The sequence below is a fragment of the Saccharopolyspora thermophila genome (assembly GCF_014646075.1).
GTDB lineage: Bacteria > Actinomycetota > Actinomycetes > Mycobacteriales > Pseudonocardiaceae > Saccharopolyspora > Saccharopolyspora thermophila.
In genome coordinates, this window is the sequence record NZ_BMMT01000001.1 from 43,494 (window position 1) to 57,610 (window position 14,117).

The 14,117-nt window shown below is 72.2% G+C and carries 11 protein-coding genes; 10 read left to right on the top strand and 1 reads right to left on the bottom strand.

Annotated elements, in window-relative coordinates; translation table 11 throughout:
* Positions 1–27 precede the first annotated feature (27 nt).
* Positions 28–1,641: an MDR family MFS transporter gene (locus IEY17_RS00185; protein WP_188984120.1), complete on the top strand. Its 1,614-nt coding sequence runs from the start codon at positions 28–30 to the stop codon at positions 1,639–1,641.
* A gap of 165 nt (positions 1,642–1,806) precedes the next feature.
* Here IEY17_RS00185 and IEY17_RS00190 read toward each other — a convergent pair whose 3' ends face one another.
* Positions 1,807–2,295 (bottom strand): inorganic diphosphatase, encoded by a 489-nt coding sequence (locus tag IEY17_RS00190; RefSeq protein WP_188984122.1) that lies wholly within the window; start codon positions 2,293–2,295, stop codon positions 1,807–1,809.
* A 142-nt stretch (positions 2,296–2,437) separates the two neighbouring features.
* On the opposite strand from IEY17_RS00190, the gene dacB reads away from it, so the two are divergent.
* The 9 genes from dacB to folK all read left to right on the top strand — a co-directional run bounded on the left by dacB (position 2,438) and on the right by folK (position 13,857).
* A complete protein-coding gene (gene dacB / locus IEY17_RS00195) occupies positions 2,438–5,914 on the top strand; it encodes a D-alanyl-D-alanine carboxypeptidase/D-alanyl-D-alanine endopeptidase (protein ID WP_188984124.1) in 3,477 nt (1,158 codons plus the stop codon).
* 73 nt (positions 5,915–5,987) lie between these two features.
* Entirely contained in the window at positions 5,988–7,100 is a 1,113-nt protein-coding gene (locus tag IEY17_RS00200; protein ID WP_188984126.1) for a zinc-dependent metalloprotease, read from the top strand.
* A 68-nt stretch (positions 7,101–7,168) separates the two neighbouring features.
* On the top strand, positions 7,169–8,158 hold the full coding sequence (gene tilS / locus IEY17_RS00205; protein ID WP_188984128.1) for a tRNA lysidine(34) synthetase TilS: 990 nt from the start codon (positions 7,169–7,171) through the stop codon (positions 8,156–8,158).
* 84 nt (positions 8,159–8,242) lie between these two features.
* Positions 8,243–8,797, top strand: coding sequence for a hypoxanthine phosphoribosyltransferase (gene hpt, locus IEY17_RS00210; protein ID WP_188984130.1), 555 nt, complete (start codon positions 8,243–8,245; stop codon positions 8,795–8,797).
* A 237-nt stretch (positions 8,798–9,034) separates the two neighbouring features.
* Positions 9,035–11,383: an ATP-dependent zinc metalloprotease FtsH gene (ftsH, locus tag IEY17_RS00215; protein ID WP_188984132.1), complete on the top strand. Its 2,349-nt coding sequence runs from the start codon at positions 9,035–9,037 to the stop codon at positions 11,381–11,383.
* A gap of 58 nt (positions 11,384–11,441) precedes the next feature.
* A complete protein-coding gene (gene folE / locus IEY17_RS00220; RefSeq protein ID WP_188984134.1) occupies positions 11,442–12,080 on the top strand; it encodes a GTP cyclohydrolase I FolE in 639 nt (212 codons plus the stop codon).
* Complete coding sequence (gene folP, locus IEY17_RS00225; RefSeq protein WP_188984136.1) at positions 12,080–12,928, top strand: dihydropteroate synthase; 849 nt, start codon at positions 12,080–12,082, stop codon at positions 12,926–12,928. The genes folE and folP overlap by 1 nt, the downstream gene beginning before the upstream one ends.
* Positions 12,921–13,319 (top strand): dihydroneopterin aldolase, encoded by a 399-nt coding sequence (folB, locus tag IEY17_RS00230; RefSeq protein WP_188984138.1) that lies wholly within the window; start codon positions 12,921–12,923, stop codon positions 13,317–13,319. The genes folP and folB overlap by 8 nt, the downstream gene beginning before the upstream one ends.
* 40 nt (positions 13,320–13,359) lie before the next feature.
* On the top strand, positions 13,360–13,857 hold the full coding sequence (gene folK, locus IEY17_RS00235) for a 2-amino-4-hydroxy-6-hydroxymethyldihydropteridine diphosphokinase (RefSeq protein WP_188984140.1): 498 nt from the start codon (positions 13,360–13,362) through the stop codon (positions 13,855–13,857).
* Positions 13,858–14,117 lie beyond the last annotated feature (260 nt).

A 14,117-nucleotide genomic window follows, 5' to 3' on the forward strand; every position in this document is an offset into this window, starting at 1 on the left:
TCTTGCGCTCCGCCACGAGGAGAATCGATGTCCGAAACGGCTGCGCTGCGGGCGCAGACCGCCACCCCCGGACTGACCCACCGCCAGATCCTGACCGTGCTCACCGGGCTGATGCTCGGCATGTTCCTGGGGGCCCTCGACCAGACCATCGTCGGCTCGGCGATCCGGGTCATCGCCGACCAGCTGCACGGCCAGACCGCGCAGGCATGGGTCACCACCGCCTACCTGATCACGTCCACCATCACGACACCGCTGTACGGCAAGCTGTCCGACATCTACGGCCGCAAACCGCTCTACCTGAGTGCGATCTCGCTGTTCCTCGTCGGCTCGCTGCTGTGCGGCCTGGCCGGCTCCATCTACGAACTCGCCGCGGCGCGCGCCATCCAGGGTCTCGGCGGCGGCGGTCTCATGTCGCTGGCCCTGACGATCATCGCCGACATGGTGCCGCCGCGGCAGCGCAGCCGGTACCAGGGCTACTTCATGGCGACCTTCGGCACCGCCAGCGTCATCGGCCCGGTCGTCGGCGGGCTGTTCGCCGACATGGACACCTTCCTCGGCATCGACGGCTGGCGCTGGGTGTTCCTGATCAACGTGCCGGTCGCCCTGGTGGCACTGGCCGTCGTCGCCCGAGTACTCAACGTCACCACCGAGCGCGTCCGGCACCGCGTGGACTACCTCGGCGCCGCGGCCCTGGTGGTGCTGCTGGTGCCGCTGCTGACCGTCGCCGAGCAGGGCCGGGAGTGGGGCTGGCTGTCGCCGTTGGCGCTGGCCATGTACGGCATCGGCGCGGTCGGACTCGTGCTCTTCGTGCTGGCCGAGCGCCGGATGGGGGCCGAGGCGCTGCTGCCGCTGCGGATGTTCCGGCTGCCGTCGTTCCGGATGGGCAACCTGCTGAACTTCCTGGTCGGCATCGGCATGTTCGGCGGGCTGAGCTCGCTGCCGCTGTACCTGCAGATCGTCAAGGGACTCAACCCCACCGAGGCCGGGCTGATGCTGCTGCCGATGACCGCCGGGATCATGATCGCCACCGGTGTGGTTGGCAAGCTGGTCGCCCGGACCGGCCGGTTGAAGGTCTTCCCGATCCTGGGGGCGGCGTGCATGGCCGTCGCGCTGTTCCTGTTCAGCCTGGTCAAGGTGGACACCTCGCTGGTGCAGGTGGGGGCGACCGCGGTGCTCATGGGCGCCGGGCTGGGCATGCTGATGCAGACCCTGACGCTGGTGGTGCAGACCGACGCCACCCCGTGTGACCTCGGCGTGGCGACGGCGTCGGTGAACCTATTCCGGCAGACCGGCGGCACGGTCGGCGCGGCGGCGTTCCTGTCGGTGCTGTTCAGCACGGTCGGCGGGCGGATCGCCGATGCGCTGAGCGCCGCGGCCACCACCCCGGAGTTCCAGGCGGCGGCCCGCGACCCCGAGGTGCTGGCGAACCCGCAGAACCGAACGTTCCTGGCGGCGCTGCGGTCCGGCGGCAACCTGGACCTGAACGACACGTCGTTCCTCTACGGTCTGGACCCGCGCCTGGCGCACCCGGTCCTGGAGGGCTTCGCCAGTTCGATGAGCACGGTGTTCTTCGTGGGCGGCTGCGTGGTCCTGGTGGCGTTCGCGCTCACCTGGTTCCTCCGCGACGTCCGCCTCGACTGACGCGGCTGTCCACACCAGTTGTCCACAGCTCTGTGGAGAAACCACCCGAACCTGTGGACAACTCGGCGTGCGAGGCGCCTTTCGCCAGGTCAGCGGTGCTCTCCACACGCGAAAGGGCCCTCCTCGCTGCAGTGCGGGAGGGCCCTCGGTGTGGTGCGCCGGGGTTCAGTGCTCCTGCTTCTTGGCGCGTTCGTAGGAGCGCTTGATCTCCTCCTCGGCCTCGGTGCGGCCGACCCACGTTGCGCCCTCCACGCTCTTGCCCGGCTCCAGGTCCTTGTACACCTCGAAGAAGTGCTGGATCTCCAGCTTGTGGAACTCGGGGAGGTGGTGGATGTCGCGCAGGTGCTCCTGGCGCGGGTCGTCGGACGGCACGCAGATGACCTTGTCGTCGCCACCCTTCTCGTCGCGCATCCGGAACATGCCGATGGCCCGCGACTTGATCAGGCAGCCGGGGAACGTCGGCTCCTGGACCAGCACCAGCGCGTCCAACGGGTCGCCGTCCTCGCCGAGGGTGTCCTCGATGAACCCGTAGTCGGCCGGGTACTGGGTGGCGGTGAACAACGTCCGGTCGAGACGGATCCGGCCCGTCTCGTGGTCCACCTCGTACTTGTTCCGGTTCCCCTTGGGGATCTCGATCGTGACGTCGAAGTCCACGCGGTTCCTCACTCGTCTTGCGTCGGATGCAGCCGCCCACTCGCGCGACCACGTCTAGTGTGGACCACGGCAGCTCTCCGGGCCCCACCGCAGTGTGGGAGCTCGCAATCTGGCAGTCTGGCGATCCGTCGAGGAGGAGTACGTGCCCGAACCCCAGGAGTGCGGGGGTGAGGTGGCCGGAACCGACGTCCGCCCGACCGGACCAGCTGCGTCGTCCCCCCACGGCTCGCCGCCGGACCGGCCTGAAAAAGACCAGGCCCCCGAGACGTCGGAGACCACCCCGCCCGAAGCCGCCCCGAACCAGCCCGAGTCCGCGACCGCGGCATCCGCCGAGAAGCCCGAGCAGACCGGCGAAGCGGATCAGTCCGCCGCGGATGAGACCAACACCACAGGCATCACGGCGCAGCCCCGCGCGGCCGCCGCGAACCAGCGGATCGCGGGCAGCCTCGACGACGGGACGGGCAGCGACGCACCAAGCACGACGGCCGCGCAGTCGTCCACCGAAGACGCCGCGGAGTCGGCGCCTGAGGGCGCTGGCAGCGCGGCGCAGCAGGGCGACGGGCAGCCCGAGTCCGACGAGGGTGCCGCGGCCGAGGAGACCGCCCGGCCGGGCACCGCGGCAGAGCCCGCTGACCAGCGCGCCGAGGCTGCCCGGCCCAGCGGTCCGGACGACCCAACGCAGCAGCAGGCGGAGTCCGCTCCGCCGGCCGAGCCGGAGGCGGAGTCGGCGCGAGACACCGCGGGCCAGGCGGCGGAAGCTGCTCAACCCGAGCAAGCCGGACCGGAGCAGCCCGGCGATTCCCGGCCCGGTGCCGCGAAAGCCGAGGACGTTCCCGAGTCCGCCGAGGATGCGGCTGATCAGCAGGCTGCCGAGGCCGAGCCGACGGGAGACGCCGGTCAGCCGGATGCGTCCGAAGCTGCGCAGGAGGCAGCGGGTCGGCAGGTTGCCGAGACGGCTTCGCCGGAGGCGTCTAAAGCCGGGACGACTGCGGCAGAGCAGCAGGTCGCGGACGAAGCTCGGGGAGCCGAGCCCGCGGCTGGTGAGCAGGAGTCCGATTCCCGAGCAGGGGAAGCCGAGTCCGGCCAGCAGGGCTGCGAACCAAGCAAGCAGGTCGCCGAGACGACTCCGATCGAGGCATCGGCAGTCGGGGCCTCGCCGGCGTCGCAGCAGGCTGCTGAAGCCGAGTCGGAGCGTCCGCCTGCTGATCAGCAGGCCGACGACACTGCACCGAGCGCTTCCGAAGGCGAGCCGGAGCGGCCTGGTCAGCAGGACCCCGGCGCTCCCGCCCCGAGGTCGGAGCAGACGCCGACTGGTGAGCAGGCCGCCACCGGAGTCCAGACGCAGCCGTCCGCGGCTGGACGAACCGAGTCCGCGCCGGCCGGTGCACCGGACGCCGAGTCGGAGCAGGACGCCAAGCAGCAGGTCACCGAGACCGCGTCGGTCGACGGCGACGCGGAGCCCGCCGCGGCCGACGACAGCGCCAACAAGCCCGTCGCGGGCAGCGTCGACGCCCAGACGAGCGCCGACGACCAGACCGCGAGCGATCCGGGCCGCGAGGCCGGGGCGGACGGCGCCGCCGGGACCGACGATCACCCCACCGACGAGCCGGAACGCGTCGCCGAGTCCGGACCGGCGACCCAGGTGATCCCACGCGTCACCGGCGACGACGGGCCGTCCGCGGCCGAGCAGACCCAGCTGCTCACGCCGATCGCGGTGGATCCCGAACCGCAGCGCGCCGACCAGCCCCAGCAGATGCCGGGCGTCGAGGCAACGCAGAAGTTCACCGCCGTGCGGGCGCCGAGCGACGCGACGCAGCAGATCAGCCGGGCGCCCGCGGAGACCGAGTCAGAGCGGACCACCCGGATCGATCTGTCGGCGCTGCGGGCCGCACCGGAGTCCGCGCCCGAGCAGACCCAGCAGTTCGCCCGGCCGAACTTCGACGTGCCGCCGCAGCGCCCGGCCACGGCCGCCGACTTCGCGGGCCTGACCGCTCCCGCGCCGCCCACGAACGTCGGCGGCATGGTGCCGCCGCAGGCCAGGCCCGCCGCTCCGGAGGACTTCGCCGGGCTGGCCGCGCCGCGGGCCGAGCGCCCGGTCGCCGCACCCGAGGACTTCGCGGGCCTGACCGCATCGCGCGCCCAGCCGCAGCGGGTGGGGCCGACGGTGCCTCCCCAGGGATTCGACGGACCGAGCGGCGTTCGGGCGCAACCGCAGCGGGTCTCGTCCGAAGCGTCCGGGGCCGAGCCGCGGCGACGGCGCGCGCTCATCGCCGTGGCGGTGGTCGTCGTCGTGCTGCTCGGTCTGGGCGTCGGTTTCGGGCCGATGCTCGTCGAGGCGCTGCGGCAGATGCAGATCGCGTCGCCGCCCGCCCCGGTGCGGCTCACCCCGTCGATCAAGCCGCTCGACCAGAACGCGCCGGTGCCCACCGAGTCGGGGCTGCGCGCCGCCCTCGCGGGCCCGCTGGCCGATCCCGGCCTGGGCACGTTGGCGGGCTCGGTGATCGACGCCCAGACCGGTCGGGTGCTGTGGCAGCAGAACCCCGGTCTGGCGCTGACCCCGGCCTCCACCGGCAAGCTGCTGACCGTCAGCGCGGCGCTGCTGGTCCTCGGCCCCCAGGCGCGGCTGACGACCAAGGTGGTGCGCGGCAGCCAGCCGGGCAGCGTGGTGCTGATCGGCGGCGGTGATTTCACGCTGTCCTCGCTGCCCGTGGGCAGCGAGTCGGTCTACCCGGGGGCGGCGCACCTGGACGAGCTCGTCGCCCAGGTCAGGGCCGCGACCGGCGGCAACGTCACCTCGGTGCAGTTCGACATCAGCCGCTACACGGGGCCGAAGCTGGCCCCCGGCTGGCTGCCGCAGGATGTGCCCGCCGGGATGATGTCGCCGGTCGAGTCGCTGATGCTGGACGGCGGCCGGGCCAACCCCACCGTCGACTACAGTCCCCGCACCTCGACCCCCGCGCTGGACGCGGCGCAGGAGTTCGCCAGGCGGCTCGGCGGGTCCATCCCGGTGTCCGAGGGCACCGCGCCGCCGGGTGCGCAGGTGCTGGGTCAGGTGCAGTCGCCGACGGTGCAGGAGATGTCCGACATGCTGCTGCTGCACTCGGACAACATGCTCGCCGAGGCGCTGGCCCGGGAGGTCGCCATCGCCACCGGCAACGAGCCGTCGTTCGCCGGCGGGGTCAAGGCGGTGCGCGACGTGTTGACCCAGCACGGCTTCAACCTGGCCGGCACCACCATGGCCGACGCCAGCGGACTGTCGCTGAACGACCGGACCACGCCGTCACTGCTGGCGGCGCTGCTGGCCGCGGCCACCACCCCGGCCAGTCCGGAAGGCACCCTGGCGCCGCGGTCGGCGAGGCTGCGCGGCCTGCTGCCGGGCCTGCCGATCGCGGGCGGCACCGGCAGCCTGGACGACCGCTACCTGAACAGCGCCGGTCGGGGCTGGGTGCGGGCCAAGACCGGCACCCTCGACGGGGCGAACAGCCTCGCGGGCACGGTGGTCACCGAGGACGGGCGCCTGCTGGTGTTCGCCCTGATGTCCAACGGCACGAGTCCGGTGGTGGCCCGCCCCGCCCTGGACAAGATCGTCGACACCCTTCGGGGCTGTGGCTGCCGCTGACCGCAGGCGTCCCGCCGTCACCGGGGCGAAAGAGAGGTGTCTGGTGGCCGCTGCAGCGGGTACGGTCGGTCCTGTGAACGCCGGACCCACCATCCTGTCGTCCTCCAACTCGGGGGCGGAGCACCGGGCGCTGGACTGGAACGTCGCCGTCGCCACCGCGGTCCGGCTGATGAAGCCCGGACCAGACGTGCCCCGCGCGGAGGCCGAGCAGGCGGTGCGGTCCCTCCGGCGGTTCAGCGTCGAAGCCGAGTCGCACGTCCGCGAGCTGACCGGGCTGGGGGCGGATCTGCCGATCGCCGAGGGCGACGTGGTGGACCGGCCAGCCTGGGTGCGCGGCGCGGCGGACGGTCTGGCCGAGCTCACCGACGCGGCGCTGGAGATGGCCGACTCCGCGCTCCTGCGGCGCGGCGACATCCTCGGTGGGATCAGCGCGCGCGGCGCCGGGATGCAGGCCGGGGTGGTGCTGGCCTACCTCGGCGGCAAGGTGCTGGGCCAGTTCGACCCCTACGGCGAGTCGCGCGTGGCGGGGCAGCGCGGGCGGTTGCTGCTGGTCGCGCCGAACATCGTGGCGGCCCAGCGCTCGCTGGGTGTTCCGGGCGACGACTTCCGCATGTGGGTGTGCCTGCACGAGTCCACGCACCGGCTGCAGTTCAACGCGGTGCCGTGGCTGCGCGACCACTTCGCGGAGAGCCTGGGCACGCTGCTGGCCGAGATGGAGGGCACCACGGGCGAGCTGCTGAGCAGGCTGCCGAATGTGCTGCGGGAGGCCCGCGCGAGCTGTTCCCGGGACTCCAGCCCCGGCATGCTCGGCCTGATCGAGCTGCTCCAGACGCCGCGGCAGCGGGCCGCCCTGGACCGGATCATCGCGATCTCCACGCTGCTGGAGGGCCACGCTGATCACGTGATGGACGCCGTGGGCCCGCGGGTGGTGCCGAGCGTGGCGACCATCCGGCAGCGCTTCACCGAGCGCCGCAAGGGCGGCGGCCTGCTCGACCGGGTGCTGCGCAGCCTGCTCGGAGTGGACGCCAAGATCCGCCAGTACGCGCAGGGCGCGGCGTTCACCCGCCACGTGGTGGGGGTGGTGGGCATGGCCAACTTCAACGCGGTGTGGACGTCGCCGGAGCACCTGCCGACCCGCGCGGAGATCACCAACCCGGACGCCTGGATCCGCCGCGTCCACGGCTGACCCCGGTGCTCGGGACACCTCGCGTGGCTGGTGACGGCCTCGTCGCGGGCGCGCGTGAGAATGACGGTGTGCCGCCTCCACCCGCCGTCGCCGCCGTGCGCGTCGCTGTCCGGCGCCTGCTCGACTCCGCCGAGGCGGCGCCGTTCCGGGGCGCTCCGCTGGCCGTCGCCTGCTCCGGGGGCGCCGACTCGCTGGCGCTGGCCGCTGCCGCCGCCCACGTCGCCCGCCGCGCGGGCATCGCGCTGCACGGGCTGGTCGTGGACCACGGGCTCCAGGCCGGCTCGGCCGACGTCGCTGCGCGGGCCGCAGCCCAGCTGTCCGCGCTGGGCTGCGCCGAGGTCCGGGTCATCAGGGTCGAGGTGACCGGTGGGGGCGGGGTGGAGGCCGCGGCGCGGCGCGCCCGCTACGCGGCGCTGGCGGCGGAGCGGCCCGCCGACTCGCTGGTCCTGCTCGGGCACACCCGCGACGACCAGGCCGAAACGGTGCTGCTGGGGTTGGGCCGCGGTTCCGGGCCGCGTTCGATCGCCGGGATGCGGCCGTTGGACCCGCCGTGGGCGCGCCCGTTCCTGGACGTCGACCGGGCGACCACGCAAGCCGCGTGCCGGGAGCTGGGCCTGCGCCCGTGGCAGGACCCGCACAATGCGGACCCGCGGTTCACCCGTGTGCGGTTGCGCACAGAAGTGCTCCCGCTGATGGACGAGGTCCTGCAGGGCGGGGTGCGCGACGCGCTCGCGCGGACCGCGCGGCAGCTCCGCGAGGACGCCGACGCGCTCGACGAACTGGCCGCCGACCTGCGCAACCGCGTCGAGACCGGTGGCGCTCTGGATGCCCTGGCGCTGCGGGATGTTCCCGCCGCGCTGCGCCGCCGGGTGCTGCGCAGCTGGTTGTTGGATCGCGGGATCGCCGAGCTCACCGACGCCCACCTGCGCGCTGCCGATGCCCTGGTGTCCGATTGGCGAGGTCAGGGCGGCCCTGCTCTGCCGGGCGGCTTTGTGCTGCGCCGGGCGCATGGCAGGCTTCAGGTGGAAGCGGCGGGTCGCTGGCCGCCGAATGGCTGACGGGCGACGTCGACGCGCGTCGAGCCCGGGGCGGGTCTTCCAGCACCGGGGAACTGTCGATTCGACAAGAGGGGAAGCCGGGCCGTGTACGACGGCGACATTGCCTCTGTGCTCATCACCGAGCAGCAGATCAACGACAAGGTCACCGAGCTGGCCAAGCAGGTCGACGAGGACTACCGGGGCATCAGCGGTGATCTGCTGCTGGTGGGGGTCCTCAAAGGCGCGGTGATGTTCATGACCGACTTCGCGCGGGCGCTGCCGCAGCCGGCGCAGCTGGAGTTCATGGCGGTCAGCTCGTACGGCTCGTCCACCTCGTCGTCGGGTGTGGTGCGCATTCTCAAGGACCTCGACCGTGACATCGCCAACCGGCACGTGCTGATCCTCGAGGACATCATCGACTCCGGCCTGACGCTGTCCTGGCTGCTCAAGAACCTCAGCGCGCGCAACCCGGCGTCGCTGGAGGTGTGCACGCTGCTGCGCAAGCCGGACGCGGTGCAGGTCGACGTGCCGGTCAGGTACGTGGGCTTCGACATCCCGAACGAGTTCGTCGTCGGGTATGGCCTGGATTACGCCGAGCGGTACCGTGATCTGCCCTACATCGGAACGCTCGACCCCAAGGTCTATACGGCGGGCGTGTGACGCCCAGGGGAGCGGCCGGGCCGGCGTGCGTGTCCGGTTCGGCCCTCCCGTCCGGGTCGGCCGATGCGGCGGAGTAGGGTGTACGTCCTGCGTGGCGCCTCGGCATGGTCGGGCGCTCGCATCGGCCGGTACGCTGGTCTGAAGGGGTTGACGGTGAGGATGAAGGTGGTTCGCGGAACCGCCGTCGCCCGAAGTGACAGTCAGGGAGGGTCGAGGCCGCCCGCCGGCCGCAAGTGAATGGACCGAAAGCGCCTGCTCCGCAACCCGCTGCTGTGGATCCTGACAGCGTTTCTGCTGATCTACGCGTTCAGCGTGCTCTTCGACGAGACTCGCGCCTACCGCGAAGTCTCCACCTCGCAGGCCCTCGAGCAGATCGCCCAGGGCAAGGTCAGGGAAGCGACCATCGAGGACAAGGAGCAGCGGGTTCGGCTGACCCTGAACCCCGGCCAGAGCTTCGAGAACAGCAACCAGCTGATCGCGCAGTACCCCGCCGGCGCGACCGACCAGGTGGTCACCGAGATCCGCAACGCGCACGTGCCGGTGTGGAACACCAAGGTCACCCAGGACTCGTTCTGGGTGCAGATGCTGTTCTACCTGGTGCCGATCGGGCTGCTCGTGCTGCTGCTGATGTGGATGATGAACAACGTCCAGGGCGGCGGCAACCGCGTGCTCAACTTCGGCAAGTCCAAGGCCAAGCAGTTGACCAAGGACATGCCCAAGACGCTGTTCTCCGACGTGGCCGGTGCCGACGAGGCCGTCGAGGAGCTGCAGGAGATCAAGGACTTCCTGCAGAACCCCGGTCGCTACCAGGCCCTCGGCGCCAAGATCCCGAAGGGCGTGCTGCTGTACGGCCCGCCCGGTACCGGTAAGACGCTGCTCGCGCGTGCCGTCGCCGGTGAGGCCGGTGTGCCGTTCTACTCGATCTCCGGTTCCGACTTCGTCGAGATGTTCGTCGGTGTCGGTGCCTCCCGTGTTCGTGATCTGTTCGAGCAGGCCAAGCAGAACGCGCCGTGCATCATCTTCGTCGACGAGATCGACGCGGTGGGCCGCCAGCGCGGCGCCGGCCTCGGCGGCGGGCACGACGAGCGGGAGCAGACCCTCAACCAGTTGCTGGTCGAGATGGACGGCTTCGACTCGCGCGGCGGCATCATCCTGATCGCCGCCACCAACCGCCCGGACATTCTCGACCCGGCGCTGCTGCGCCCGGGCCGCTTCGACCGGCAGATCCCGGTGTCCGCACCGGACCTGCGCGGTCGCCGCGCGATCCTGAACGTGCACTCCAAGGGCAAGCCGCTGGCCCAGGACGTCGACCTGGACAGCCTGGCCAAGCGCACCGTGGGCTTCTCGGGCGCCGACCTGGAGAACGTGGTCAACGAGGCCGCGCTGCTCACCGCCCGGGAGGGCGGCCAGCTGATCACCGCCGCCGCGCTGGAGGAGGCGGTGGACCGGGTGATCGGCGGTCCGCGCCGCAAGAGCAAGATCATCTCGGAGCGGGACAAGAAGATCACCGCCTACCACGAGGGCGGGCACGCGCTGGCCGCGTGGGCCATGCCCGACCTGGAGCCGGTGTACAAGCTGACGATCCTGCCGCGCGGCCGTACCGGCGGGCACGCCCTCGTCGTCCCCGAGGACGACAAGGACATGATGACCCGCTCGGAGATGATCGCCCGGCTGGTGTTCGCGCTCGGCGGCCGCTCCGCCGAGGAGCTGGTCTTCCACGAGCCGACCACCGGCGCCTCCAGTGACATCGAGCAGGCCACCAAGATCGCCCGCGCGATGGTCACCGAGTACGGCATGACCGCCCGGCTGGGCGCGGTCAAGTACGGCAAGGAGGAGGGCGACCCGTTCCTGGGCCGCACCGCCGGCCAGCAGCCGAACTACTCGCTGGAGGTCGCCCACGAGATCGACGAGGAGGTGCGTCGCCTCATCGAGGCCGCGCACACCGAGGCGTGGGAGATCCTCAACACCTACCGCGACGTGCTCGACGACCTGGTCCTGGAGCTGATCGAGAAGGAGACGTTGACCCGCAAGGACCTGGAGCGCATCTTCGCCGGCGTGGAGAAGCGCCCCCGGATCACCGCGTTCAACGACTTCGGTGGGCGTACCCCGTCCGACAAGCCGCCGATCAAGACGCCGGGCGAGCTGGCCAAGGAGCGCGGCGAGCCGTGGCCGCCGGTCAGGGAGGAGCCGACCCCGGCGCCGGCCCCGGTGCCCGCGGGCAGCAACCAGAACGGCACTCAGCCCCAGCAGCCGTACGGGCAGGCTCCGACACCCGCCGGTGCCGGTGCGCATCAGGGCTCGGTCCAGTGGCAGAACCCGAACCAGGGCCAGCCGCAGCAGCAGCCCGGCCAGTACGGCCAGGTGCCGCACGCGGTGCCGCCGAACTACGGCGCGCCGCCCGGCTGGACCCCGGCGACCACCCCGTCCGGCTCGACCTACCCGAGCGGCGGCAACCAGTACCACTGGACGCCGTCCTGGGAGCGTGGCCAGCAGTCCGGCGCGGAGCAGCAGGGCGAGGACAAGGCGCCCGAGCAGGGCGGCGACTCGGCCCAGGACAACGGCAGCGGCAACAACACCGGCCGCTGACGACTCCGGTGCACACGGCACCCTGCGCGGGTGCCACGGCCGGTGGAGGAACGACACAGTGACCAGTGCGGTCGACGAGCCGGTCGGGGCCGGGGGCGACTCCCGGCCCGACGGCTCTTTCCACACGCCCCAGTTCGACCAGGCCCGCGCTGAGGCGGCGATCCGTGAGCTGCTGCTCGCCGCCGGGGAGGACCCGGACCGCGAGGGGCTGCGGGACACCCCCGCCCGCGTCGCCCGCGCATATCGCGAGCTGTTCGCGGGCCTGTACACCAATCCCGACGAGGTCCTGGACAAGACCTTCGACGAGGCCCACGAGGAACTCGTCCTGGTGCGCGACATCCCGGTGTACTCCCAGTGCGAGCACCACCTGCTGCCGTTCCACGGCACCGCGCACGTCGGCTACATCCCCAACGAGCTGGGCCGGGTCACCGGGCTGTCCAAGCTCGCCCGGCTCGTCGACCTCTACGCCAAGCGGCCGCAGGTGCAGGAGCGGCTGACCTCCCAGGTGGCCGACGCGCTGGTGCGACGCCTCGAGCCGCGCGGCGTGATCGTGGTGATCGACGCCGAGCACCTGTGCATGGGGATGCGCGGAGTGCGGAAGGCGGGCTCGACGACCACGACGTCGGCGGTGCGCGGCATCTTCCGCAGCTCGGCGTCCTCGCGCGCCGAGGCGCTGTCGCTGATCAGGGGCAAGTGATGCACGAGAAGCTGCCGAACCCGGGGCGCTGCGCCGTGATGGGCGTGCTGAACGTGACCCCGGACTCGTTCTCCGACGGGGGGCGCTACCTGGATCGCGCGGCGGCCGTGGCGCACGGCGTGGAGATGCACCGGCTCGGGGCGGACATCATCGACGTCGGCGGCGAGTCGACGCGTCCGGGCTCCGAGCGGGTGGACGCCGCCACCGAGATCGAGCGGGTGCTGCCCGTGGTCGAGGAACTGGTCGCCGAGGGCGTGCCGGTGAGCGTGGACACCACGCGCGCGAAGGTCGCCGCCGCGACCGCGGGGGCCGGCGCGACCGTGATCAACGACGTCTCCGGTGGCCTGGCCGACCCGGACATGGTGCACGTGGCCGCGGAGACCGGCCTGCCGTGGGTGCTGATGCACTGGCGCGGGCACAGCAAGGACATGGACCGGCTCGCGCGGTACCGGGACGTGGTCGCCGAGGTGCGCGACGAACTGCTGCGGCAGGTCGACGTGGCGCTGCGGTCCGGGGTGTCCGAGGAGGCCATCGTGCTGGACCCGGGACTGGGTTTCGCCAAGACCGGCGCGCACGACTGGCAGCTGCTGCAGCGGCTGGACGTGTTCGTGGACCTCGGATTCCCGGTGCTGGTCGGCGCGTCCCGCAAGCGGTTTCTGGGCCGGCTGCTGGCCGACGCGGACGGCACGCCGCGGCCGCCGTCGGGGCGTGAGGCGGCCACCGCGGCGGTGTCCGTGCTGGCCGCGGACCGGGGCGCGTGGGGCGTGCGGGTGCACGACGTGCAGCAGTCGTTGGACGCGGTTGCGGTCGCCGCGGCCTGGCGCAGCGGGGGGAAGTTCAGTGGCTGACCGGATCACTCTGACCGGCCTGAGGGTTCGCGGCAACCACGGGGTGTTCGAGCACGAGAGGCGCGACGGCCAGGACTTCCTCGTCGACATCACGGTGTGGATCGACCTGGGCGAGGCCGCGGCCTCCGACGACCTGGCGAAGACGCTGCACTACGGCGAGCTGGCCGAGCGGGCGGCGGCGATCGTCGCGGGCCCGCCGCGGGATTTGATCGAGACGGTGGCGGGCGAGATCGCCGACGACGTGATGAGCGACGAGCGGGTGCACGCCACCGAGGTGACGATCCACAAGCCGAGCGCGCCGATCCCGCTGACGTTCTCCGACGTGTCGGTGACGATGCGCCGCTCCCGCCGCGGCGGCCGCGGTAACGCCGCCCCACCACCCCAACCCTAGGCAGTGATGATGTGGTGGTCGGTTGGTTCGGGGGCGTGAGATGAGTCGTGCGGTGTTGTCGCTGGGGTCGAACCTGGGGGATCGGCTCGGGTACCTGCGGCTGGCCGTGGCGGGGTTCGCCGACGTGCTCGTCGCGGCCTCGCCGGTGTACGAGACCGCGCCGTGGGGTGTCACCGACCAGCCGGACTTCCTGAACGCGGTACTCATCGTGGAGTCCGACGAGCTGGACGAGTGGGGCTGGCTGCGCCGCGGCCAGGAGCTGGAGCGGCGGGCGCAACGGCGCCGCGAACAACGCTGGGGGCCGCGGACCCTGGACGTCGATGTGGTCACAGTGGACGGTGTGCGCAGCGAGGACCCGGAGCTGCTGCTGCCGCACCCGGGCACCCCGAGCCGGGCGACGGTGCTGATCCCGTGGCTGGCGGTCGACCCGAACGCGGAACTGCCCGGCCACGGCCGGGTAGCGGACCTCCTGGAAGCCCTGCCGCCGGAGGAGATCGCCGGAGTCCACCTCCGCGGCGACCTCACCTTGTCTGACTGAGCGGCACCACCGAGAGCGGCCTGGCCGGGCGTGTGATCGCGGGCGTCGACGAGACCGAGAAACGCTCGGCGCGTCGGCGGATCGCGGGAAGCGAACCGGACGGGACTCGCCGAGCCGCGCAGGTCAGCCGATGTCAGGCGTCCACCGGCCCGCCGCGACGGCGCTGACCGAGTCGCCCCCAAGGCGGGCGCCGGGGTCGGAGCCGAACGCTCGCCGGGCCGGCTCGCCGATCGGGTCGGCCCACCTCGGCCCTCCAGCCG